The following is a 23,247-nucleotide window of genomic DNA, read 5'->3' on the forward strand; positions in this document are numbered from 1 at the left end:
TCAGCTCGCAGGGTGGTCCAGGTCGGCGCTCGTGAGGGCGCGGCCGGGCAGCGGCTCGTTCGGTCCGGCGACCCGCAGGCCGTCGATCATGATGCCGATGCAGCGCCGGATCGCCATCCGCGCGACCTCTTCGTTCTTGCCCGGCATCTGCCGCAGCAGGGTCGCGAACAGCATCGCGACGTCACCGGTCGCGACGTCCGTCCTCAGCTTGCCCTCCGCCTGAGCGCCCTGGACGAAGTCGTCCAGCACGAGAAGCAGGTCGTCGCGCAGTGCCTTGATCGCGGGGTCGCTCTTCAGGATCACCAGCGCCCGCGCCGACACCATCGCGAGCTGGACGCTCAGCTGGAGCTCCATCGACTGGTGCAGGAGCCGGATCAGGGCGTCCCAGTTGCTCGGTTCCTGGTCTCGCGCGACCTTCGCGTCCACGAGAACCCGGTCGAAGTTGTCGACGGCGACCGCGCGGATCAGCGCGTCGCGATCCGGGAAGCGCCGGTAGAGGGTTCCGACGCCCACGCCCGCCGAGCGCGCGATCTCTTCCATCGGGACCTCGGCGCCCTGAGCGGCGAAAATCGTCTTCGCGGCGGCGAGGATCTGGTCCCGGTTCCGGCGCGCGTCGGCGCGCAAGGGGGTCTCGGGGTCGGCTGTCATGGTCCTCGCCTCTCGCACGGTGCTGCGGCGCGGTGATTCTCGCACGGACGGGGGTGCGGTTCACGCTTCCCGGGAGTCCACCCCTTCGCGAGTGGACGACCCGTCTCCACTTGAGTACCTTGGATGCATAAGCGGAATAAAACCATCCGCATAGGTTCTTTGGGGCTTCTTGTCCGATATCGCCCGAACCCACCCGACACCTGGGGAAGGACACCCGATGACTGACGTCGAAGAAACCACCGCCACCTTGCCGCTGGCTCGAACCTGTCCGTTCGCTCCTCCGCCGGAGTACAAAAAGCTTCGCGAAGAAAGCCCGATTTCCCGGGTCGGCCTGCCGACCGGTCAGACGGCTTGGGCACTCACCCGGCTCGAAGACATCCGCGAAATGCTGAGCAGCCCGCATTTCAGCTCCGACCGGCAGAGTCCCTCGTTCCCGATGATGGTGGAGCGGCCGATCCAGCGGGAGGACAAGCCTTTCCGGCCGTCCCTCATCGCCATGGACCCGCCCGAGCACAGCCAGGCCCGGCGTGACGTCGTCGGGGAATTCACCGTCAAGCGGATGAAGGCGCTGCAGCCGCGGATCCAGCAGATCGTCGACGAACACATCGACGCCATCCTCGAAGGCCCCAAGCCCGTCGATCTCGTCCAGGCCCTTTCGCTGCCGGTTCCGTCGTTGGTGATCTGCGAACTGCTCGGCGTCCCCTATGCGGACCACGAGTTCTTCCAGTCCTGCAGTTCCAAGATGCTGAGCCGGGAGGTCAGCCCCGAGGAACGGCGGACGGCGTTCGAGCAACTCGAGAAATATCTCGACGACCTCGTGACGGGGAAGGAAGCGAACACCACCGAAGACGACCTCCTCGGCCGCCAGATCCTGAAGCAGCGGGAAACGGGCGACGCCGACCATGGCGAACTCGTCGGCTTGGCGTTCCTGCTGCTCATCGCCGGGCACGAGACGACGGCGAACATGATCTCGCTCGGCACGGTGACCCTGCTGGAGAACCCCGATCAGCTGGCGAAGATCAAGGCGGACCCGGGCAAGACCCTCCCCGCGATCGAAGAGCTTCTTCGCGTCTTCACCATCGCCGAGATGGCGACCTCGCGCTTCGCCACGGCCGACGTCGAGATCGGCGGCACGCTCATCCGGGCGGGTGACGGCGTCGTCGGGCTGAGCAACGCCGGCAACCACGACCCCGACGGCTTCGAGAACCCCGACGACTTCGACATCGAACGCGGTGCGCGGCACCATGTCGCGTTCGGCTTCGGCGCGCACCAGTGCCTGGGCCAGAACCTGGCGCGGATGGAACTGCAGATCGTGTTCGACACGTTGTTCAGCCGTATCCCGGGCATCCGGCTGGCCGTTCCGGTCGACGAACTGCAGTTCAAGCACGATTCGTCGATCTACGGCCTCCACGGGCTGCCGATCACCTGGTAGGAGGACGCATGAAGATCATCGCGGACACCGGGAGGTGCGTGGGCGCGGGCCAGTGCGTGCTCACCGATCCCGATCTCTTCGATCAGAGCGAGGACGACGGGACGGTCATCGTGCTGGTCCCCGAACCCGAGGGCGCCGAGGCGGAAGAGAACGCGCGCACCGCCGTGCACATCTGCCCGAGCCAGACGCTCTCGCTCGCCGAGTAGACAGAAGTCCGTGAAGGCCTCCTTGAGGGAATCAGATTCCCTCAAGGAGGCCTTCACGGACTTTCACAGGCTTACTTGACCGCGCCCATCGACAGGCCGCGGACGAGGTGGTTCTGCGCGATCCAGCCGACGATCATCACCGGAAGCGACGCGAGCAGGGCGGCGGCGGACAGCTGAGCCCAGTACAGCCCCTCGCTGGTGATGAACCCGACCAGGAACACCGGCACGGTTCCGGCACGCGCGGCGGTGAGGTTGACCGAGTAGAAGAACTCGGTCCAGGAGAAGATCACGCAGATCAGCGCGGTCGCCGCCACTCCGGGCGCGACGACCGGCATGATGATCTTCCGGAGCAGGATGGGCAGGGTCGCCCCGTCGATCCGGGCCGCCTCGATCATCTCGTGCGGCACTTCGAGGAAGAACGACCGCATCATCCAGATCGCCAGCGGCAGGTTCATCGACGTGTACAGGATGATCAGCGCCCACACGTTGTCCAGCAGCTGGATGTTCTGCGAGATCACGTACAGCGGGATGATCGCCGCCACGATCGGCAGCATCTTCGTCGACAGGAAGAACCCGAGCGCGTTGCTCGTGCCCTTCACCGGCGCCAGCGACAGGGCGTACGCGGCCGGGATTCCCAGCAGCAGCACGAAAAGCGTCGACACGATGGTCACGAACGCGGAATTCGACAGGTACGGAAGGAAACCGCGTTCGAGAACGCCGGCGAACTGGTCGAGCGTCGGCTCGAAGAACAGGCGCGGCGGATCGGTGTAGGCGTCGGCCTCCTGTTTGAAGGCCGTCAGGATCATCCATAACAGCGGGAACACGAACAGGATCGCGATCACCCAGGTCGCGACGGTCAGCGTGCCCGCGCCGAACCGGCGGTTCATTTCGTGCCTCCCTGGACCGAGAACGAGCGGAACATCAGCCGCAGGGCGAAGGTCGCCACGATCATCGTCAGGATCACCACGACCACGCCCATCGCGGACGACTGCCCGATGTCGAACCCCTGGAACGCGCGCTGGTAGATGTAGAACGGCAGGTTCGTGCTGGCCGTACCGGGACCGCCCTGCGTCATCAGGAAGATCGCGTCGAAGCTGTTCACGATGTAGATCGCGCCCAGCAGTGTCGCCAGCTGCAGGAACCGGCTCAGATGCGGCAACGTGATCAGGGTGAACGTCCGCCAGCGGCCGGCGCCGTCGACCGACGCGGCTTCGAGGACGTCCTTGGGCTGGCTCTGCAGCCCGGCCAGGATCAGCAGCATCATGAACGGCGTCCACTGCCAGACGACCTGGGCCATCACCGCGGCGAGCGGGAACTCCGAGAGCCAGTCGATGTCGGTGCCGAACACGAAGTGCAGCAATCCGTAGGTCGGGTCGAACATCGTCGTCTTCCACAGCAGCGCGCCGGCCGCGGGCAGGATCAGGAACGGCGTGATCAGCAGCGTCCGGACGACGCCGCGGCCGAGGAACTTCCGGTCCAGCAGGATCGCGAGTCCCAGGCCGAGCAGAAGCGAGAAGAAGACACAGACGACCGTGAGGACGACGGTGTTCAGCAACGCTCCGAGGAACGTCGTGTCGGAGAAGACGTCGATGTAGTTCTGCAGCCCGACGAAATGCCGCGAACCCGGCCGCACCAGGTTCCACGACTGGAACGAATAGAACACCGTCAGCACGAACGGCAGCTGGGTGACGGCGATGACGAACACCAGTGCCGGCAGCAGCGGAAGCCGTCGTTTGAACGGTGTGTCAGTACCCCGTTTCGGGGGCGCCGACCGCTTGTGGGCGGGCGCACTGCGGGCAGGAGCGGAGAGCGTGGACATCACTGCACCTCCTGATACGACTTGCCGACGGTCTGCGCGTACTCCTGGGACTGTTTCAGGGCTTCGTCCACGGTGATCTGGCCCGCGATCGCCGCCGAGAGCTGCTGGCTGACGCGAGTGCCGAGGTCCTGGAACTCGGGAATGCCGACGAACTGGATCCCGGGATAGGGCACCGGATTCACCATCGCCTTCTGCTGGTCGGCGTCCGCGATCCCGTCCAGCGTGGGTTGGGCGTAGGCCTTGGCCGCCTCGCGATACGCGGGCACGTCGTAGGTCGACTTCCGCACGCCCGGCGGGACGCGGTTCCAGCCGTACTCCTGCGCGACGCGCTGCACGTAGGCCTTGTCGGTCATCCAGGACATGAACTTCCAGGCGGTGTCCTTGTCCTTGGCGACCTTCGGGATCGCCAGGGCCCAGGTGTAGAGCCACCCGCTCGCTTGCGTCTTCTCCACCGGCGCCGGGGCGTAGCCGGATTTGCCGACGATCTTGCTGGTAGCCGGGTCCTCATTGGTCCCGGCCATGACCGTGGCGTCGTACCACATGGCGGCCTGGCCCTGTGTGTACCGCGTGCCGCATTCGGAGAAGCCCGCGCTGGACGCGCCGACCTCGCCGTGCTGCCGCACCAGGTTGACGTAGAACTCGGCGGCCGCCTTGAATTCGGGGCTGGTCAGTTTCGCGTTCCAGTCCTTGTCGAACCACTGCGCGCCGAAGGTGTTGGCGACGGTGCTGAACGGCGCGAGGCTCTCGCCCCAGCCCGGCTTTCCGCGCAGGCAGATCCCGGCGACGCCCTTCGACTTGTCGTCGAGTTTCGCGGCGTATTCGGCGATCTGCGCCCACGTCGGTTTGGCGGGCATCGTGATCCCGGCCTGCTCGAACAGATCCTTCCGGTAAGCCAGGAAGGACGACTCGCCGTAGAACGGCACGGCGTAGAGGGATCCGTTGTGCGACAAGGAATCCTTGATACTCGGGATGAAGTCGCCGGCGTCGTAGGCGGGGTTCGCCGCGATATGCGGGCCGAGGTTCTCGAGCCAGCCGTTCGCCGCCCACTGCGGGGCCTCGTAGTTGCTGATCATGACGACGTCGAACTCGCCGCCTTCGGTGGCCGTCGACGCGGTGATCTTCGCGCGCGCCTGGTTTTCGGGCAGCGACACGAACTTGATGCTGACGCCGGGATTGGCCTTCTCGAACTCGCCGGAGAGTTCGATGGCGTCCTTCATCTGCGGATTCGCGACGATCGCGACGACCAGTGTCCGGTCACCGGTCCCGAGTGCGCCCGCCCCCGCGCATCCGGTGAGGGTCAGCAGAAGCACCGCGAGCAGAGCGGCGGATTTACGCACTTTCGCCTCCCGGTAAGACCTGGACCTTCAGTCCGGCGCCGCTGCGCATGAGCGCGAGCGCGTCCGGGTACTGCTCCAGCGGGAGCGTGTCGGTGAGCAGGGCACCGGTGTCGATGGCGCCGCCGGCGACCAGGTCGAGCGCTGTGCCGAAGCTGTTCATGACGGCCATGGACCCGACGACGGTGATCTCGTCGTTGTAGATCCTGAACGGCGACAGCGCGACGCGTGCTTCAGCGGGCGCGACTCCGAACACCAGCAGGCGGCCACCACGCTGGAGCGAATCGAAGGCGGCCTCGATGGCGGGCGCGGCGCCGGTGCAGTCCGCGGCGGCGTCGAACTTCTCGTCGTCCAGATCCTTGACGTCGCCCGCGACGGCCACCGCGCCGAGGTCCTTCGCGCGGCCGAGGCGGGCGGTGTTGCGGTCGACCACCGTGACGAGCGCGCCCGCGCGCTGCAGCAACTGCTGCATGACCAGGCCCATGGTGCCCGCGCCGACGACGAGGAACCGTTCTCCCGCCTCGACACCGATCCGGCGGACGCCGTGGACCGCGCAGGAGACCGGTTCGACGAGCGCGCCCTGTTCCCAGGTCATCGTGTCCGGCATCCGGTAGCAGTTGGCGGAGGGAACGGCGACGTACTCGGCGAACGCGCCGTTCACGGTGTCCCCGGTCGCGCCCCAGTTCGCGCAGAGATTGCCTCGGCCGGACCGGCAAGGTGTGCAGTAGCCACAGAACAGGGACGGATCGACCGCCACCCGGTCGCCCACCTGCCAGCCCCCGGGCACGTCCGCGCCGAGTTCGACGATCTCGCCGGCGAATTCGTGGCCGGGGACGATCGGGTAGGGCGTCGGCGGGAAATGACCGTCGGCGATGTGGAGGTCGGTCCCGCAGATACCGCAGGCACCGACTTTCACGACGACCTGACGATCCCCCGGTTTCGGATCGGGTACCTCGCCGACCCTGATCTCCCCGGGCCGGTCCACGATCGCGGCACGCATGCCAGCTCCTCTTCTTTCCGCTCAAATGAGCGGAAATAGCTTATGGTTCGAACTGCATGTCCTGCTGTTGATGTCCCAGGCATGGTGAACTTTTCCTGGTTGTTGCGTCAACCTTTCGGTCAGATTTCGCGCTATAGTGCTCATATGAGCGGGAAGAAACCAGATCCCGGCCTGGTGGAGTCCCTGCGCCTGGCCGCGGTGGCCCGGCGGTTCTACGAGCAGGGCGCCTCGAAACTCGAGATCGCCGACGAGTTCGGCATCAGCCGCTTCAAAGTGGCCCGGATGCTCGATACAGCAAGGGAAAGCGGCATCGTCAAGGTCGAGTTCCACCTCCCGGCGCCGGTGGATCTGCCCCTTTCCGAGGAGCTCCGCGCGGCCTACCGGCTGGACCGGGTCCTGGTGCTCGAACGAGCGCCGGAGCGGGAACCCCGCGAAGTCGTCCGCCGGAAGATCGGCTCGCTCGCCGCCCGGCTTTTGGCCGAAATCGTCACTCCCAGCGATGTTCTCGGCCTGTCGTGGGCACGTTCGGTGAACGCGATGACCGACGCGATCCGGTCGTTGCCGAAGTGCCCGGTCGTCCAGCTGTGCGGAGTCCAGGCGGGCATGGACATGCGCGACCGGTCGGTGGAGACGGTCGGCCTGGTCGCCTCCGTGTCCGGCGGCCAGGCGTACCCGATCTTCGGTCCGCTCGTCCTCCCCGACCGCCGCACCACCGAGACGCTGCGAAGGCAGCCCGGGATCGCGGAAACGTTCGGCCAGTTCAAGAACCTGACGAAAGCGGTCGTCAGCATCGGCGCATGGAAGCCCGAAGAATCGACGGTCTATGACGCCCTCACCGAAACGGAACGCGGCTCCATAGCCAAACGCGGCGCGAAAGCCGAGGTCGCCGCGCGCTTGTTCGACGCCGACGGCACTCCGATGTCCACCGGGCTGGCCCACCACGTACTGGCCATCAGCGCGGAAGAGCTCTTGGCGGTTCCCGAAGTGATCGCGCTGGGCTACACGGAACCGAAGGCCGAGGCGATCGACGCCGTCCTCCGCTCCGGAATGGTCTCGACGCTGATCACCGACGTCGACGCGGCGATCCCGCTCCTCAAGCTGGCCGAGGCTCGCCCGCCGTCCTAGCAGCCCTGTCCCGGGCCTCCATCACGTCGTCACCATGGCGATAGGCCCACTCCCCGAAGGCCTCGATGGGTCCCAGGAGGCTGACTCCGAGGTCCGTCAGCGAGTACTCGACCTTCGCCGTGCGGCCACAGTCACGCCTGCTGATCAGGCCGTTGAACTCCAGCCGGCGGACCGTCTCCGTGAGCACCTTCGTGCTGATCCCGCCGAGCCGTCGCCTCAGTTCGGCGGGCCGGAGCGCGCCCTCCTTCAGCGCCCACAGCACGACCGGGTTCCACGTGTTCGCCATCAGGTCGAAGGCCAGCCGGGCGCGGCAGTCGGCGAGGAAGACGTCGTTCATGGGACCTCCGGTAACCACTTGGTACCCGCGTGGCTTTCTACGGTCGTGCGGTACCTCGATCATAGGGAGCGAGCACATGCGTATCGGTGTTTTCGGCGCGGGCGGAATGGCGGAGGCGCTCGGCGGACAGTGGGTCCGGGCCGGGCACGAGGTGATGGTCGCGGCGCGCGACCACGCGAAGGCCGGCACTCTCGCCGCGAAGATCTCCGCGCGAGTGGGGACCTGGCGGGAAACCGCTGACTTCGGCGAGGTGATCCTGCTCGCCGTTTCCGCCCCGTCGGTGACGGAAGTCCTTGCCGCGGCAGGGAAAGCCACGGCCGGGAAGGTCCTGGCCGACTGCACCAACGCGGTCGGCCCCGGCGCCGTGCTCACGGTCCCCGACCAGGCCGCGCGGATCGCCACCGCCGTGGACGACGCGCACGTGGTCAAGGCGTTCAACCTGTGTCACGTCGATGTCTGGCGGATGACTCCCCCGGTGTTCGGCGGCCGTCCGCTGGCGGTACCGCTCTGCGGCGACCCGGCGGCGGTCGCCACCGTGAGCGGGCTCGTCCGCGACATCGGCTGCGTGCCGCTGCCCGCCGGCGGGCTCGACCGCGCGCGGCTCATGGAGGCGACCATGGCGTTCATGGTCGGGCTGTGGTTCGACGGCCACGACGCCCAGGCCTGCTTCCCGCCGCTCGCGGGCTGATCTCAGGGCGCCGGTCGGGGACGTCCCGGATGTGCGAGGGCACCTAAGCGCGCGAACCTGTCGAGCATGGGGAAAAGGACTTCGCAACGCTGGCGGCAGGCGACCGTATGGCTGCACGTCATCACGTCCGTGGGCTGGATGGGGCAGGCACTGGCGCTGTTCACCCTCCTGACGATCAGCCACACCAGCGGCGACGTCGCCGTTCGTATCGCCGCGACGTCGATGGCGCACGAACTCGACACGCTTCTGCTGGCACCGCTCGCGAACGCGTCGGCCTTCACCGGGTTCATGCTCGCGGCGGCGACCGCCTGGGGATTCACACGGCACTGGTGGGTGCTCTCGAAGTTCGTGATCACGCTCGTCCAGCTGTACGCCGGGATCTTCCTGCTTTCCGGCGCACTGCAGGACTCCGTGGCCGCGGCGCGGGCCGGGGACCCCGAACCCGCGTCGCTGACCCAGCTCGTCGGTGTCGCGCTGATGGCGAGCGGACTCGCGTTCCAGGCGTGGCTTTCGGTGGCGAAGCCGTGGGGCAAGGCCCGGACCGGCGCGAAGCTGCCGACGGCGCCGACCTGGGTGTTCGTCGCCGCGGTCGTGGCTCCGCTCGCCGACATCACCGCGGGCCTGATCCTCGGGTTCCCCTTGCCCGCGCTTTCGCTGATCGTGCTCACCGTGCGGCTGACCGGACGGCGGCGGTCACTTCGGCTTCAGACCGCCGCCGCACCGGCTCGCGTTTAGTCCTCTACTTGCGTTCTCCCTGTGGGTGGCCATGGCAGAGGTGAAGGGGCCAGACTCCGGAAACACCTGGTGTCGTGTGTCTGGAGGGACGACACGCGTGATTGGACGGACGGCGCGTGTGTTCAGATGGACGACACGGGGCGGAATCCGGCCGCGGGCGTGACGTCCGTCCAATCACGCGTGACGTCCGTCCAATCACGCGTGACGTCCGTCCAGTCACATGTGTCGTCCGTCCAGTCACGCGAAACCGCCACCTGCCGACGGGCAACAAACAGGGATGGGGTCGTGAGCTAGGACACCGGAGATCAACGAGACCTGGTGTGAAGGGGCCTTTCCCCACATGCGATGCCGGGAAAGACCCCTTCACACCAGTCAGCGCCGCACCGGCTCGCGTTTAGTCCTCTACTTGCGTTCGGAACTCAGGGCCGGTCGACGCCGGTGATCCGGATGACCGCCGAACCCGCCTCGTCCGACGCCGCCAGGTCGACCTCGGCGCTGATGCCCCAGTCGTGGTCGCCCGCCGGATCGTCGAAGATCTGCCGGATTCGCCAGAGTCCGGTCTCCTTCTCGATGATCATCAACTGAGGGCCGCGCGCGTCCGGCCCGATGCCGAGGGTTTCGTGCTCGTCGAAGTAGTCCTCGATGGCGTCTTCCCACGCGTCGGCGTCCCAGCCCGAAGCGGCGTCCAGCTCGCCCAACGTCCCGAAGGCGCGGCGCGACGCCAGTTCGACGCGACGGAACAGCTCGTTCCGCACGAGCACCCGGAAAGCCCTCTCGTTCCGCGTGACCGCGGGCGGCTCGGACGGCGGCCGGGTCGAAACCGGACCCTCTTCGTCGGGATGCCGCAAGGCTTCCCACTCGTCGAGGAGGCTGGAGTCGACCTGGCGCACCAGTTCACCCAGCCATTCGATGAGGTCCTGCAACGGTTCCGTCTTGGCCTCGTCGGGAACCGTGTGCCGGAGCGAGTCGTACGTGTCGGTGAGATACCGCAGCACCAGCCCTTCCGAGCGGGCGAGCTGGTAGAAACCGATGTACTCCACGAAGTTCATCGCCCGCTCGTACATGTCGCGCACGACGGACTTCGGCTTGAGCTCGTAGTCGTCGACCCACGGATGCCCTTGCCGGTAGCGGGAATACGCCGCCTCCAGCAGCTCCTCCAGCGGCTTCGGATACGTGACGTTTTCGAGCAGTTCCATCCGCTCGTCGTATTCGATGCCTTCGGCCTTCATCGCCTGTACGGCCTCGCCGCGCGCCTTGAACTGCTGCTGCGACAGGACCGGACGGGGATTCTCCACCGTGGATTCCACAATGGACACGACGTCCAGTGGATACGACGGCGACTCGGTGTCGAGCAGCTCGATCGCGGCCAGCGCGAACGGCGAAAGCGGCTGGTTCAGCGCGAAGTCGAACTGCAGATCCATGGTGAGCCGGACGATCCGGCCCTGCTCGTCGGGTTCGTCGAGCCGTTCGACGATGCCGGCCGCGAGCAGCGCGCGGTAGATCGCGATCGCGCGCAGGATCAGTTTCCGCTGAGCGGGACGCTCGGAGTGGTTGTCCTCCAGCAGATGCCGCATGGAGTCGAACGCGTTGCCCGGGCGGGAGACGACGTTCAGCAGCATCGAGTGGGTGACGCGGAAGCTCGACGTCAGCGGTTCCGGGTCGGCCGCGATCAGCCGGTCGAAGGTGCTCTCCGTCCAGTTGACGAAACCTTCGGGCGCCTTCTTGCGGACGATCTTCTTTTTCTTCTTGGGGTCGTCGCCCGCCTTCTCCAGCGCCTTGGCGTTGTCGACGACGTGGTCCGGTGCCTGCACGACGACGTAGCCGTCGGTGTCGTAGCCCGCGCGACCGGCCCGCCCGGCGATCTGGTGGAACTCGCGCGCCTTGAGATGCCGTTGCCGCACCCCGTCGTACTTCGTCAGCGCGGAGAAGACCACCGTGCGGATCGGTACGTTGATGCCGACGCCCAGCGTGTCGGTCCCGCAGATCACCTTCAGCAGTCCCGCCTGCGCGAGCTGCTCGATCAGGCGCCGGTACTTCGGCAGCATTCCGGCGTGGTGCACGCCGATACCGTGCCGGACCAGCCGCGAAAGGGTCTTCCCGAACCCGGCCGAGAAGCGGAAGTCGCCGAGCAGTTCGGCGATGGCCTCCTTCTCCGCCTTGGTGGTGACGTTGATGCTCATCAGCGTCTGCGCGCGCTCGATGGCCGCGGCCTGCGAGAAGTGCACGACGTAGACCGGCGACTGGCCGCCGTTGAGCAGCTCGGACATCGTCTCGTGCAACGGCGTCAGCGCGTAGCGGAAGGTGAGCGGCACCGGCCGCTGCACCGAGGTGACCACCGCGGTCGAACGGCCGGTCCGGCGGGTGAGGTCCTTCTCGAAGAACGAGACATCGCCGAGCGTCGCCGACATCAGCACGAACTGCGCGTTCGGCAGTTCCAGCAGCGGCACCTGCCAGGCCCAGCCGCGATCGGGTTCGGAGTAGAAGTGGAACTCGTCGGCCACGACCTGGCCGACGTCCGCGCCCGCACCGAACCGCAACGCCATGTTCGCCAGGATTTCCGCTGTGCAGCAGATGATCGGCGCGTCCGCGTTGACGCTCGAATCGCCGGTCATCATGCCGACCTTGTCGGCACCGAAGATCCCGATGAGCTGGAAGAACTTCTCCGAGACCAGCGCCTTGATCGGCGCCGTGTAGAAGCTGCGGCGGCCGTGCGCGAGCGCGGTGAAGTGGGCGCCGACGGCGACCAGGCTCTTACCCGAGCCCGTCGGTGTCGAGAGGATCACGTTCGCCCCGGAGACCACTTCGATGATGGCCTCCTCCTGAGCGGGGTACAGCTCTAGCCCGCGCTCGGCTGTCCACGCGGAGAAGGCTTCGAACAGCGAGTCGGGGTCGGGATCCGCTGGCAGGAGGTCTGTAAGAGTCATCAGAAGGCCTATCGTGCCATCCGTTGGTCGCTTCTTGCCCAGGGGTGATCGCGCCCTCAGATGGAAACCCGTAGGCTTCGCGGTACCGCGCACCTACCGGGGGAACGTCACCCGGTCGCGCGCACACAGGCGGTAATCCGAGAGGGCTTAGGAATGGCACAGGACATCATCCCGATCGAACTCGGCCTGCCGCAGGGTGACGTCGTCACTCTTTGGGCGCCGCGCTGGCGGGAAGACGGCGAGGAATGGGAAGCCTTCCTCGGCGACGAGGAGGACCTGTACGCCTTCCCGGACGCCGCACACCTCGCCGCGTTCGTACGGACGTCCGAGCAGCACGACCTGCTCGACCACCCCGCCTGGGAACTCGTTCCCGCGCTGAACGTGCCCGAGCTGATCCCGGACGACGACCACTCCTACGACCTGGTGGGCGTCCCCGAGCTGGTCGCCGACAAGCCGGACCAGTGGACGCTGGGCGAGCTGGCCGAGATCATCGGCATCGTGCGTTCGCTCGCGGACGTGTGCGAGCTCGACGACGTCCACGAAGTCCTCGACGCGCACGAGAGCTTCTCGCTGCTGGACCAGGGCACACTGCCCTTCTCCGGCCGCGACGGCGAGCGTCTGTGGGCCGACCTGTCCCAGGCGGTCTCCGAAAAGTGGGACATCGTGCTCGACGCGATCGACGGCCTGGTGACCGCGCCCGACGTCGACGAGAAGCTGCTGGAGCAGACCGCGGAAGAGCTCGCGACCTTCCTCGCGGAATCCGCCGAAGCCGAAGCGGCCGCGGAGAACGAGGACCTCGAAGCCATCGACGCCGAGGATGACGAAGAAGAAGACGTGCCCCTCGGCTTCTGGGGCGAGGTCGGCATCGACCCGATCAAGATCATCACCTCCGGCGCCGAGTACTACACGCTGCGCTGCTACCTCGACGACAAGCCGGTGTTCCTCGGCAGCGAAGGCGAGATCGACGTCTTCGCCTCCGAAAAGGCCCTGATCCGCGCGATCGCGGACGGCAAGGACCTGACGGACAACGACCTCACCCAGGTGTCCACCTGGGAAGAGGTGACCACGAAGGCCACCGCCGGCGAACTCGAGATCGACGTCGACGCCGAGAACACCTACGTGCTGAACGGCCTCTCGGACGACATCGCCGAGGGCCCCGAGTCGATCGACCCGATCCAGCTGGAGCTGGCCGTCGAGCTGATCACCGACGCCGCCGAGTGGGCCGAGGACGACAGCGTCGAAACCGCGCTGGCCTCCAACGAAAGCCTCGGCTGGCTGGTGTCGTTCGTGCTGCGGCCGGACCCCTCGCGCCTCGAGCCGAGCGCTCCGTTCGACGCCGAGCAGTCCGAGTGGCGCAAGCTGGTCGAGACCTTCGAAAACCGGCTCACGGTCGTCTGAACCCAGTAGTCACGCGAGGCCCCCTCAGACTTGCTCTGAGGGGGCCTTTTCGTCTTTGACGGGCACGAGCGCGACGGCCAGTGCCGGGAAGACGGCGGCCACGCAGAACGCCAGTGCGTAGCGCGAGTCGCCGATCACGAGCCCCAGCATCGGCGGGGTCAGCGCGGCGGCGATGTTCTGGCCGGTGTTCTGCGTCCCCATCGCCCTCCCGGCCCACGCGAGCCCGGCCATTTCAGCCGATGCGGTGAAGCCGAGCCCGTTGTCGGACACGGTGATCACCGCGGCCAGGACGAGCGCGAGCAGCACGAGCCACGGCCAGGTCGCGTCCCCGACGGCGACCAGCAGCATCACTCCGGCGCTCGAGATCGCCAGTTGCCGCATCGGCCGCAGCCGGCTGCCGACGCGGTCGGACCAGTGCCCCGACACGAGCCTGCCCAGCGCGCCGAGGATCTGCACGCCGCCGACGAACCAGCCCGCCGACAGCGCCGTCCAGTGGTGCACGGTCACCAGGTACACCGGCGTGAACGCCGAAACGGTGAACTGCGGGACCACGAGCAGCGCGCTCGCGCCGTGGACCCGCCACAACGCCGGTTTCCGGTACGGCGACAGCGGCTTCTCCCCTGTGCCGGACTCGGAAGGCGGCCGGGGCGGGTCGACGAGCAACCCGGCGACCAGCAGCGCGACGACGACGGCCGCCACCGCGGGCAGCAGCAGCGAAACCTGGAAACCCCAGCGATCCGCGAGCGGCGGGAGACCGAAGGCGGCGACCCCCACGCCCAGCGGCTGGGCCGTCTGGCGGATGCCCATCGCGAGTCCGCGTTCGGCCGGGCCGAACCAGCCGAGGACGGCCCGGCCGCTCGCCGCGTTCACTGACGCTGTGCTCGCGCCGGCCAGCAAGAACACACCAAAGAGGACCCCGAGCGAGTGGTCGCCGAGGGCCGCGTACACGAGGAGTAATCCCGAAGTGCCCAGTCCGATGGCCATCACCAGACGCTCTCCGTAACGGTCCGCGGCCGCGCCCCACAGGATCAGGGTGAACAGAAGGCCAAGACTCGGTGCCGCGACCACCGTCCCCGCCTCGGCGAGCGTCAGACCCTCCGCACGCTGCATGGACGGCACCAGGAACGGGATCCCGTAAAGGAAGGAGCAGCTCGCGGTCTGGGCGGCGAGGCCGAGCCCGAGGACGAGCCAGCGTCGCTTTCCGCCGATCCCCACGCCCGCGACCTGCACTATCTCCGCCACCGTTTCACTATCTGGGATAGTTCTCCTATATAGTGAAATATAGTTGGGCATGCTAACGAACGCAACCGCCGGGACGGCGGCCGCGTTCGCGCATCCGGAGCCTCAGGCCAGCGCGGCGTACCCGGGTTTGATGACCGTGTTGATGATCTCGAGCCGTTGGTCGAAATCGAGGAACGCGGATTTCATCGCATTGATCGTGAACCACTCCAGCTCGGCCAGGTCGTAGCCGAACGTCTCGGCCAGCGTGGCGAATTCGCTGGTCATCGAGCAGCCGCTCATCAGCCGGTTGTCGGTGTTGACCGTGACCCGGAAGCGCAGCCGGGCCAGCAGGCCGATGGGGTGCTCGGCGATCGAGCGGGCCGCTCCGGTCTGCACATTGGACGTGGGGCAGATCTCCAGCGGGATCCGGCAGTCGCGGACATAGGCGGCCAACCGTCCCAAATGGACCGTTCCGTCACTGTCGACCTTGATGTCGTCGACGATGCGCACGCCGTGCCCGAGCCGCTCCGCACCGCAATGCTGAATGGCCTCCCAAATGGACGCGAGACCGAACGCCTCCCCGGCATGAATGGTGAAATGCGCATTATTCGTTCGCAGGAACTCGAATGCGTCCAAATTTCTGGTAGGCGGAAATCCGTCTTCCGGTCCGGCGATGTCGAACCCGACGACGCCGGCGTCGCGGTAGCGGACGGCGAGCCCGGCGATCTCGAGGGCGCGGGCGTGCTGGCGCATAGCGCAGAGCAACGTCCCGACGCGGATCCTGCCGCCTCCGGCGGCCACTCTCCGTTCACCTTCCGCGAAGCCGGCCTGAATAGCCTCGACCACCGCATCGAGTGACAGTCCGCGCTCGACGAAGAGTTCGGGGGCATAACGCACCTCGGCGTAGACGACTCCGTCGGCCGCGAGATCCTCGACGGCCTCGGCAGCCACCCTGACCAGGGCTTCCTCGGTCTGCATCACGCCGCAGGTATGCGCGAACGTCTCAAGGTACGAGACGAGAGAGCCGGAATCGGCGGCTTCCCGGAACCATCGGCCGAGTTCCGCGGGATCGTGGGACGGCAGGGCCTTGTACCCCGTCTGATCGGCGAGCTCGGCGACCGTGGCGGGCCGCAGCCCGCCGTCCAGGTGGTCGTGCAGGAGGACCTTCGGAGCGCGGGCCAGTACCGCCTCCTGGATGCGGGGACTGCTGCTTTCAGAGGACATACGTAACGGTAACCGGGCTGTCATTCCCCTACATGGCGGTAAGTCTCATGCTGGACTTAACCCTCAGCTTTGTCGATCACGGCCTGAATCGGCCATCAGGGGCAGAGCTCGGCATTGTCCGATACCCGGGGGCCATACGCACAGCAATTTCGCAATGGATAAGCTTCACGTCACGTCCCTCCCATTTCCCCGCCCCCGAAGGACACCGCAGTGACCACTGACAACCACATTGCAGCCCCGTCCTTCGACCGGATGCGCAACATGCTGGTGCGCGCGGCCGAAGTGCGTGAGAGCGAACAGCAGCAGATCTTCGACGCCCTCGACGACATCTACGCCCGCCTGGCCCCGGTCGACTCGCTCGGCGCGGTCCGGAAGCGGCTCTCGGAGATGCCCGACCGCACCGAGACCAGCGTGCTCGCCGAGCGCCTCGACGAGACCATGTCGCGGCTCGAAGCGCAGGACGGCGCGATCGCCGCGCTGACCCGCGCGGTCGAAAGCATCGTCGACAAGCTCGCCAAGCCCTTCGCCCAGCTCGACGGCCGCCTCGACGGCATGGCCGCGAAGTTCGAAGGCGTCGCGGGCCGGATGGACGGGCTCGAGGACAAGCTTCAGAACATCCACCGCCGTCTCGACGAGCTCGGCGCGCACCTCGACAAGCAGGACGTGAAGACGGACTCGCTGCCGCAGTCGGTGATCGGCCCGGTGCGCGAGCGCGTCGAGCAGGCCGAGTCGGTCCTGCGCGACCGCGTCGACACCGTCGACCGCGAGCTGCGCACCCGCGTCGAGAACCTCGACAAGGCCACCAAGGAAAGCCTCGCCGCGAACGCCGAGGCGCTCAAGACCGCGCTGACCGAGACCGGCGAGATGATGGACGCCTCGGATCGGCTCGACGGCCTCGGCGACAGGCTGGAGAAGGTCACCTCGCGGCTCGACGGTCTGGCCGAGCGCCTCGACAAGGTCGAGGACGGCTTCACCGGACGGCTCGGCGACCTCGACGGCTCGATCCGCAGCGGCCTGTCCAAGGTCGAGAGCACGCTGTCGAAGCAGCCGGACACCGACTCGGTGGACACGCTGGTGCGCAAGAGCAACGACGAGTCCGTGCGCCGGATCGGTGGCCAGCTCGACGAGGCCATGGCGACGTTCGCCGAGCTGATGCTCGGTGGCGGCCCGGCCATGCAGCAGATCTCCCCGCCGCCGCCCGCCCCGCGTCAGCCGCGCCGCAGCTCCCGCAACGGCCGGGCGCCCAAGACAGCCGACGCCAAGACCAAGGCCGACGGCACCGACGAGCCCACTGACTGAGACTCTCCCCTTTAGCGCGTGAAGGCCCCCTTCCCTCGGCTCAGCCGAGGGAAGGGGGCCTTCACGCGCTTCCCGCGTTTAGTCCTCTAGTTGCGAAAGTGCGTAGTGCCAACTACCGCAACTAGAGGACTACTTGCGAGGCCCAGGGAAATCGCGATATGGGGGCTAAACGCAGGTCAGGGGCGCACGGTCTCCAGGACCAGAGGCGTGGACGCCGGGGCCTCGGAGGTGACGGCGTAGGCGTCGGTGAGAGCGGCGAGGGCGGACGGTACGGCGTCCGGGGTGTCGGTGTGCAGCTCCAGCAGGGGCTGCCCGGCCTTGACCTCGTCGCCCGGCTTCGCCAGGCACAGCACACCTGCCGCGGCCTGTACCGGATCCTCCTTGCGCGCCCGTCCGGCGCCGAGCCGCCAGGCGGCGACCCCCACCGCATAGGCGTCCAAAGTGGACAACACGCCATCCGAAGGGGCTTCCACGACATGGACATGCTGAGGCCGCGGTAGCGCAGCCTCCGGATCCCCGCCCTGAGCGGCGATCATCCGGCACCAGGTCTCGTAAGCCCGGCCTGACGCGAGCACCGAAGCCGGATCCACATCGGACAGCCCGGCCAGCGCCAGCATCTCCCGCGCCAGGGCCACGGTCAGCTCGACGACGTCGGCCGGGCCGCCACCGCGCAGTACCTCGACCGACTCGGCGACCTCGATCGCGTTGCCGACGGCGTACCCGAGCGGGATGTCCATGTCCGTGATCAGCGCCGTCGTCGCGACGCCGTGCGCCGTCCCGATCTCCACCAGCGTCCGCGCGAGTTCGCGAGCCTGCGGAAGCGTCTTCATGAACGCGCCGGACCCGGTCTTCACATCGAGGACGAGCCCGGCCGCGCCTTCCGCGATCTTCTTGCTCATGATCGAGCTGGCGATCAGCGGGATCGACTCCACCGTCGAAGTCACGTCCCGCAGCGCGTACAGCTTCTTGTCCGCGGGAGCCAGCCCGGACGTCGCCGCGCAGACCACCGCGCCGACGTCGTCGAGCTGCCGGATGATCTCCGATGTCGACAAAGCGGCACGCCAGCCGGGGATCGACTCCAGTTTGTCCAGGGTTCCGCCGGTGTGCCCGAGCCCGCGCCCGGACAGCTGCGGCACGGCCGCGCCGCAGGCCGCCACGAGCGGCGCCAGCGGAAGCGTGATCTTGTCGCCGACCCCGCCCGTCGAATGCTTGTCGATCGTCGGACGGCTGACCTTCAGGTCCAGCCGCTCCCCCGAGGAGATCATCGCGCCGGTCCAGCGCGCGATCTCGCCGGAGTCCATGCCCCGCAGGAAGATGGCCATCGCGAGCGCCGCCATCTGTTCCTCGGCGATGACGCCGTGCGTGTAGGCGTCGATCGTCCAGTCGATCTGCTCGTCGGTGAGCCGTCCGCCGTCACGCTTCGCCCGGATGACGTCGACGGCGGCGAAAGTGCTCACTTGTTCTCCGGCAGGTCGTCGGGACCGAACGCGTCCGGCAGCACCGCGGACATCGGCAGGATGCCGCTGGGAGTGTCCACAAGGCACTCCGCGCCGCCGTGTTCGAACAGGATCTGGCGGCAACGCCCGCAGGGCATGAGCAGATCGCCGGAGCCGCTGCGGCAGGCGACCGCGACGAGTTTGCCGCCGCCGCTCAGCCGCAGCTGTCCCGCCATCGTGCATTCCGCGCACATGCCCAAGCCGTAGGACGCGTTTTCGACGTTGCAGCCGACGACGATCCGGCCGTCGTCGACGACTCCCGCGACCCCGACGTGCAAGCCCGAGTACGGCGCGTACGCCGACTTCGCCGCCTGGACGGCTTGAGCCCGGAGCGCTTCCCAATCGAACTGTGCCGATGTGTTCTCGGCGGGAAAACGTACCTCGAACTCCGCCATGTCAGTCCTCACCTCGCCGATAGGTGGCGCCGATCGCCTTGGGCGGCCGCAGCCGCTGCGAAGCCACCGCGAGCACGATCAGCGTCACGAAGTGCGCCGTGTACGGGATGAGGTCGCTGGGCAGGTCGTCGTTGGTCCAGTAGATCGCGTACAGCGCGCCGGCGCCGACGACACCGAGCGCGGAAGCGATCCACTGACGGCGGAACAGCTGCACCGCCACGATCACGGCCAGCAGGATCACCGCGCCGTACAGCAGCGCGAGCACCGCGGTCCCGCCACCGGCGAGCTGGAGCCCGTCCGCGTAACCGAACAGCGCCGCGCCGCCGAGCAGGCCGCCCGGCCGCCAGTTGCCGAAGATCATCGCCGCGAGACCGATGTACCCGCGGTTGTTGGTCTGGTTCTCCAGGTAGTCCGCCCCGCCTGCGAGCAGCACGAGCGACGCGCCACCCATTCCGGCGAGCCCGCCGGAGATGATCATGGCGACGTACTTGTGCAGGTAGACCTTCACGCCGAGAGACTCAGCCGCGACCGGGTTCTCCCCGCAGGACCGCAGCCGAAGGCCGAACCGCGTCCGCCACAACACGAGGTAGCTGATCGGGACCAGCGCGATCGCGATCATCGTCAGCGGCGCGACCTCGGTGACCAGTCCATTGAGGACACCGGCGAGGTCGGAGATGAAGACGCGCTGCATCTTCTCCAGGTCCGACAACCAGTCCGAAAGGAACGTCGCCGAATAGGTGTCGAACTTCGGCACGGTCGGCGACTGGCGCGGGTTACCCGAAAGCGGCGTGAACACCAGGTTCGCGAGGTACTTCGCGACGCCGAGACCGAGCAGGTTGATCGCCACACCGGACACGATGTGGTTGACGTTGAAGGTCACGGTCGCGACAGCATGCAGCAGACCGCCGAGCGCACCGAAGACGACCGCGGCGAGCAGCCCGGCCCAGACACCGCCGTAGAAAGCACCCCACGCGGCACCCCAGGTGCCGAGAATCATCATGCCTTCGAGGCCGATGTTGATCACGCCCGCGCGTTCCGCCCAGAGCCCGCCGAGCGCGCACAGCAGGATCGGCAGCGCCAGCCGCAGCGCGGTGTGGGCGGTGTTGGTGGAGGTCAGGGTGTTGACGCCGGTGGCGTACGACGCGATCGAAAGCACGCCCACCGCCAGCAGGCCCCAGATGGCGCCCTTGGCCCAGCCGGGAATGCGGCGCTTCTCCCGCTTCACCGGCATGGTCGTCCCGCCCGCGTTGGACGAAAGAACATCGGTACTCACACCGCACCTCCCTCGGAAACGCTCGAACCCTTGCGCCCGGCCAGCGCGCGACCCACGCGACGCTGTTCGGCGGCCAGGTCGGCGCGGCGCACGATCTCGTACGCGATGACGACCGACAGCACGATCACGCCCTGCATGATCACCGCGATCTCTTTGGACACGTTGATCTGCTCCAGCGACACCGCGGACCGGTCGAGGAACGCCCACAACAGGGCGCCCAGCGCGATCCCGGCCGGATGGTTGCGGCCGAGCAGGGCGACCGCGATGCCGGTGAAGCCGTACATCTGGGTCGAGGTGATGCCGTAGGTGAAGTCGCGGCCGAGCAGTTCCGGCATCGCGATCAGACCGGCGACGCCGCCGGAGAGCAGCATCGCGATCAGCGTCATCTTCTTGGCGTTCACGCCGCCCGCGGCGGCCGCCGTCGTCGATTCACCACTGGCCTTCAGCTCGAAACCGAACCGGGTCCGGTTGAGCATGAACCAGTAGGCGGCCCCGATCAGCGCCGCGATGATCACGAACCCGAACAGCTCGCCCGAGCCGATCGGGATGCCGGGGATCCGGCCGGACTCGGGGATCTCGCGGGTGGCGATGTTGTTGCCGGTCTGCACGCCGAACTGGTCGGCGTTGACCAGGAACGCCACGATGCCACCGACGATCGCGTTCAGCATGATCGTCGAGATGACCTCGGAAACGCCTCGGGTCACCTTCAGCACGGCCGGGATGGCGGCGTACAACATGCCGCTCAGGACCGCGACGACCAGGATCGCCAGCGTGTGGATCACCGGCGGCAGCCGCAGCGCCCCACCGATGATGGCGGTGACGATGGCGGCGAACCGGTACTGGCCCTCGACACCGATGTTGAAGAGGTTCATCTGGAAGCCGATGGCCACCGCGAGCCCGGACAGGTAGTAGACGGTCGCGAGGTTGACCGTGTCGACCGCCGTCGAACCCTTGAACAGCTGGCCGATCATGGTGCCGTACGCCTCGAGCGGGTTCGCGCCCGAGATGATCAGCGCGATCGCGGTCAGGATGACCGCGAAAACGATCGCGAGCAGAGGCGGCAGCAGCCTCGTACGCCAGGAACTCACGCTGCACCTTCTTCGTCTTCGGAAGCACCCGTCATCGCGGAGCCCAGTTGCTGCGGGGTCACGGTCGCGGGGTCGGCCTCGCCGACCAGCCGCCCGCGGAGCATGACCTGGATGGTGTCGGAAAGCCCGATCAGCTCGTCGAGGTCGGCCGACACCAGCAGCACGGCCAGCCCGGCCGACCGTGCCTGGCGGATCTGCTCCCAGATCAGCGCCTGAGCGCCGACGTCGACACCGCGCGTCGGATGCGACGCGATCAGCAGCACCGGGTTCCCGGAAAGCTCACGCCCGACGATCAGCTTCTGCTGGTTGCCACCCGAAAGCGCGGCTGCCGGGACGTCGATGCCCGGGGTGCGGACGTCGTACTGCTCGACGATGCGGCGGGTGTCCTGGCGTGCGCCGAGGATGTCGAGGAGCTGGCCCTTCGCGACCGGCTTCCGCGTCTGGTAGCCGAGGATCCGGTTGACCCACAACGGCTGGGTGAGCAGGAGGCTGTGCCGTGTGCGGTCTTCGGCGATGTAGCCGATGCCGGCTTCGCGGCGGGCGAGAGTCCCCAGTTTGTGCAGTTCGACGGTCTTGCCGTCGGCGCCGGCCAGTTCGATCCGGCCGCCGCCCTTGCGCATCCCCATGACCGTCTCGACGAGCTCGGTCTGTCCGTTGCCCTCGACACCGGCGATCCCCAGCACTTCACCCGCGTGCACGGTGAAGGAGATGTGGTCGAGCACGTTCCGCTCGGAACCCTCGACACTCAGGCAGACGTCGTCCAGGCTCAGAACGGCCCGGTCGGTGACGGTGGACTCGCGGGTCTCCGGGCTGGGCAGTTCCGAACCGACCATCATCTCGGCCAGCTGGCGCGAGGTGATCTTCTTCGGATCCGCCGAGCCGACCGTGGTGCCGCGGCGGATCACGGTGACCGTGTCGGCGATCGCGCGCACCTCGTCGAGCTTGTGGGAGATGAAGAGGAAGGTGAAGCCTTCCGCCTGCATCCCGCGGACCGTCTCGAACAGCGCGTCGACCTCCTGCGGCACGAGCACCGCGGTGGGCTCGTCCAGGATGATGATCCGCGCGCCGCGGTAGAGCACCTTGACGATCTCCACGCGCTGGCGGTCGGCGACGCCGAGCTCTTCGAGCAGCGTTTCGGGATGGGCGCGCAGGCCGACCTGTTCGGCGAACTTCGCCAGTTTCGTCCTGGCCGCGCGGCCGATGCCGTGCAGGTTCTCGGCGCCGAGGAAGACGTTCTCCCCGACGGTGAGGTTGTCGGCCAGCATGAAGTGCTGGTGGACCATCCCGATCCCGGCCTTGATGGCGTCCTGCGGATTGCGCAGTTTCACCGGCTCGCCGTTGATCGCGATGCTGCCCTCGTCCGGCTGCTGCATGCCGTAGAGGATCTTCATCAGGGTCGATTTGCCCGCGCCGTTCTCGCCGCAGACGGCGTGGACCTCGCCCTTGCTGACGGTGAGGTTGACGTCGGAGTTGGCCACCACACCCGGGAATCGTTTCGTGATCCCGGTCAGCTGCACGGCCGGTTCACCCCGGTCGGGGGCGTCGGTGACCTCGGCCTGGGGAGCGCTCATGAAAAGCCATCCAGTTCTCGGAGTTAAAAACAGG

Annotated in this window: 21 protein-coding genes; 7 read left to right on the top strand and 14 right to left on the bottom strand. The window is 67.4% G+C overall.

The features are described 5' to 3' along the window. On the bottom strand, positions 1-648 hold the full coding sequence (locus ACLJRL_RS13215) for a TetR/AcrR family transcriptional regulator (protein WP_410656425.1): 648 nt from the start codon (positions 646-648) through the stop codon (positions 1-3). 217 nt (positions 649-865) lie between these two features. On the opposite strand from ACLJRL_RS13215, the gene ACLJRL_RS13220 reads away from it, so the two are divergent. Then, positions 866-2,080: a cytochrome P450 gene (locus ACLJRL_RS13220; protein ID WP_410656426.1), complete on the top strand. Its 1,215-nt coding sequence runs from the start codon at positions 866-868 to the stop codon at positions 2,078-2,080. An 8-nt stretch (positions 2,081-2,088) separates the two neighbouring features. After that, positions 2,089-2,286, top strand: a complete 198-nt coding sequence (locus ACLJRL_RS13225) for a ferredoxin (protein ID WP_410656427.1) — start codon at positions 2,089-2,091, stop codon at positions 2,284-2,286. Between the two features lie 71 nt (positions 2,287-2,357). Here ACLJRL_RS13225 and ACLJRL_RS13230 read toward each other — a convergent pair whose 3' ends face one another. Genes ACLJRL_RS13230 through ACLJRL_RS13245 form a run of 4 tightly spaced genes read right to left on the bottom strand, consistent with a single transcriptional unit; the run spans position 2,358 to position 6,439 of the window. Further along, the gene (locus tag ACLJRL_RS13230; protein ID WP_410656428.1) at positions 2,358-3,173 is read right to left on the bottom strand and encodes a carbohydrate ABC transporter permease; all 816 of its coding nucleotides are present in this window, start codon (positions 3,171-3,173) and stop codon (positions 2,358-2,360) included. Continuing rightward, on the bottom strand, positions 3,170-4,105 hold the full coding sequence (locus ACLJRL_RS13235; protein ID WP_410656429.1) for a carbohydrate ABC transporter permease: 936 nt from the start codon (positions 4,103-4,105) through the stop codon (positions 3,170-3,172). The genes ACLJRL_RS13230 and ACLJRL_RS13235 overlap by 4 nt, the downstream gene beginning before the upstream one ends. Continuing rightward, positions 4,105-5,442: an ABC transporter substrate-binding protein gene (locus ACLJRL_RS13240; RefSeq protein WP_410656430.1), complete on the bottom strand. Its 1,338-nt coding sequence runs from the start codon at positions 5,440-5,442 to the stop codon at positions 4,105-4,107. The genes ACLJRL_RS13235 and ACLJRL_RS13240 overlap by 1 nt, the downstream gene beginning before the upstream one ends. Next, complete coding sequence (locus tag ACLJRL_RS13245) at positions 5,435-6,439, bottom strand: zinc-dependent alcohol dehydrogenase family protein (RefSeq protein ID WP_410656431.1); 1,005 nt, start codon at positions 6,437-6,439, stop codon at positions 5,435-5,437. The genes ACLJRL_RS13240 and ACLJRL_RS13245 overlap by 8 nt, the downstream gene beginning before the upstream one ends. A gap of 144 nt (positions 6,440-6,583) precedes the next feature. On the opposite strand from ACLJRL_RS13245, the gene ACLJRL_RS13250 reads away from it, so the two are divergent. Beyond that, positions 6,584-7,564, top strand: coding sequence for a sugar-binding transcriptional regulator (locus tag ACLJRL_RS13250; protein WP_410656432.1), 981 nt, complete (start codon positions 6,584-6,586; stop codon positions 7,562-7,564). On the opposite strand, the gene ACLJRL_RS13255 is transcribed toward ACLJRL_RS13250, so the two are convergent. Further along, complete coding sequence (locus tag ACLJRL_RS13255) at positions 7,533-7,901, bottom strand: winged helix-turn-helix transcriptional regulator (RefSeq protein ID WP_410656433.1); 369 nt, start codon at positions 7,899-7,901, stop codon at positions 7,533-7,535. The genes ACLJRL_RS13250 and ACLJRL_RS13255 overlap by 32 nt on opposite strands. A gap of 76 nt (positions 7,902-7,977) precedes the next feature. Between ACLJRL_RS13255 and ACLJRL_RS13260 the strand changes: the two genes are divergently transcribed. Both ACLJRL_RS13260 and ACLJRL_RS13265 read left to right on the top strand, forming a co-directional pair. Next, positions 7,978-8,589: an NADPH-dependent F420 reductase gene (locus ACLJRL_RS13260; protein ID WP_410656434.1), complete on the top strand. Its 612-nt coding sequence runs from the start codon at positions 7,978-7,980 to the stop codon at positions 8,587-8,589. A 66-nt stretch (positions 8,590-8,655) separates the two neighbouring features. Next, positions 8,656-9,324, top strand: a complete 669-nt coding sequence (locus ACLJRL_RS13265; protein WP_410656435.1) for a DUF2269 family protein — start codon at positions 8,656-8,658, stop codon at positions 9,322-9,324. 419 nt (positions 9,325-9,743) lie between these two features. Here ACLJRL_RS13265 and ACLJRL_RS13270 read toward each other — a convergent pair whose 3' ends face one another. Then, entirely contained in the window at positions 9,744-12,248 is a 2,505-nt protein-coding gene (locus tag ACLJRL_RS13270; protein ID WP_410656436.1) for a DEAD/DEAH box helicase, read from the bottom strand. 153 nt (positions 12,249-12,401) lie between these two features. Between ACLJRL_RS13270 and ACLJRL_RS13275 the strand changes: the two genes are divergently transcribed. Further along, entirely contained in the window at positions 12,402-13,646 is a 1,245-nt protein-coding gene (locus ACLJRL_RS13275; protein ID WP_410656437.1) for a primosomal protein, read from the top strand. A gap of 24 nt (positions 13,647-13,670) precedes the next feature. On the opposite strand, the gene ACLJRL_RS13280 is transcribed toward ACLJRL_RS13275, so the two are convergent. Both ACLJRL_RS13280 and ACLJRL_RS13285 read right to left on the bottom strand, forming a co-directional pair. Beyond that, the gene (locus ACLJRL_RS13280; RefSeq protein ID WP_410656915.1) at positions 13,671-14,879 is read right to left on the bottom strand and encodes an MFS transporter; all 1,209 of its coding nucleotides are present in this window, start codon (positions 14,877-14,879) and stop codon (positions 13,671-13,673) included. Positions 14,880-14,990: 111 nt separating this feature from the next. Then, positions 14,991-16,091: an adenosine deaminase gene (locus ACLJRL_RS13285; protein WP_410656438.1), complete on the bottom strand. Its 1,101-nt coding sequence runs from the start codon at positions 16,089-16,091 to the stop codon at positions 14,991-14,993. A gap of 210 nt (positions 16,092-16,301) precedes the next feature. Here ACLJRL_RS13285 and ACLJRL_RS13290 point away from each other — a divergent pair, with 210 nt between their 5' ends. Beyond that, positions 16,302-17,390 (top strand): PA containing protein, encoded by a 1,089-nt coding sequence (locus tag ACLJRL_RS13290; RefSeq protein ID WP_410656439.1) that lies wholly within the window; start codon positions 16,302-16,304, stop codon positions 17,388-17,390. A 176-nt stretch (positions 17,391-17,566) separates the two neighbouring features. Here the strand turns inward: ACLJRL_RS13290 and ACLJRL_RS13295 are convergent, their stop codons facing one another. Genes ACLJRL_RS13295 through ACLJRL_RS13315 form a run of 5 tightly spaced genes read right to left on the bottom strand, consistent with a single transcriptional unit; the run spans position 17,567 to position 23,213 of the window. Beyond that, positions 17,567-18,847, bottom strand: coding sequence for a thymidine phosphorylase (locus ACLJRL_RS13295; RefSeq protein WP_410656440.1), 1,281 nt, complete (start codon positions 18,845-18,847; stop codon positions 17,567-17,569). Beyond that, positions 18,844-19,281 carry a cytidine deaminase gene (locus ACLJRL_RS13300; protein ID WP_410656441.1) on the bottom strand — a complete coding sequence of 146 codons (438 nt, stop codon included), beginning with the start codon at positions 19,279-19,281 and terminating at the stop codon, positions 18,844-18,846. Before ACLJRL_RS13300 ends, ACLJRL_RS13295 begins: the two co-directional genes overlap by 4 nt. A 1-nt stretch (position 19,282) precedes the next feature. Further along, positions 19,283-20,512 carry an ABC transporter permease gene (locus tag ACLJRL_RS13305; RefSeq protein ID WP_410656916.1) on the bottom strand — a complete coding sequence of 410 codons (1,230 nt, stop codon included), beginning with the start codon at positions 20,510-20,512 and terminating at the stop codon, positions 19,283-19,285. Between the two features lie 38 nt (positions 20,513-20,550). Then, on the bottom strand, positions 20,551-21,642 hold the full coding sequence (locus tag ACLJRL_RS13310) for an ABC transporter permease (RefSeq protein ID WP_410656442.1): 1,092 nt from the start codon (positions 21,640-21,642) through the stop codon (positions 20,551-20,553). Further along, positions 21,639-23,213: an ABC transporter ATP-binding protein gene (locus ACLJRL_RS13315; protein WP_410656443.1), complete on the bottom strand. Its 1,575-nt coding sequence runs from the start codon at positions 23,211-23,213 to the stop codon at positions 21,639-21,641. The genes ACLJRL_RS13310 and ACLJRL_RS13315 overlap by 4 nt, the downstream gene beginning before the upstream one ends. Positions 23,214-23,247: the final 34 nt, after the last annotated feature.

The sequence above is a fragment of the Amycolatopsis sp. lyj-112 genome, assembly GCF_046549055.1.
Lineage (GTDB): Bacteria > Actinomycetota > Actinomycetes > Mycobacteriales > Pseudonocardiaceae > Amycolatopsis.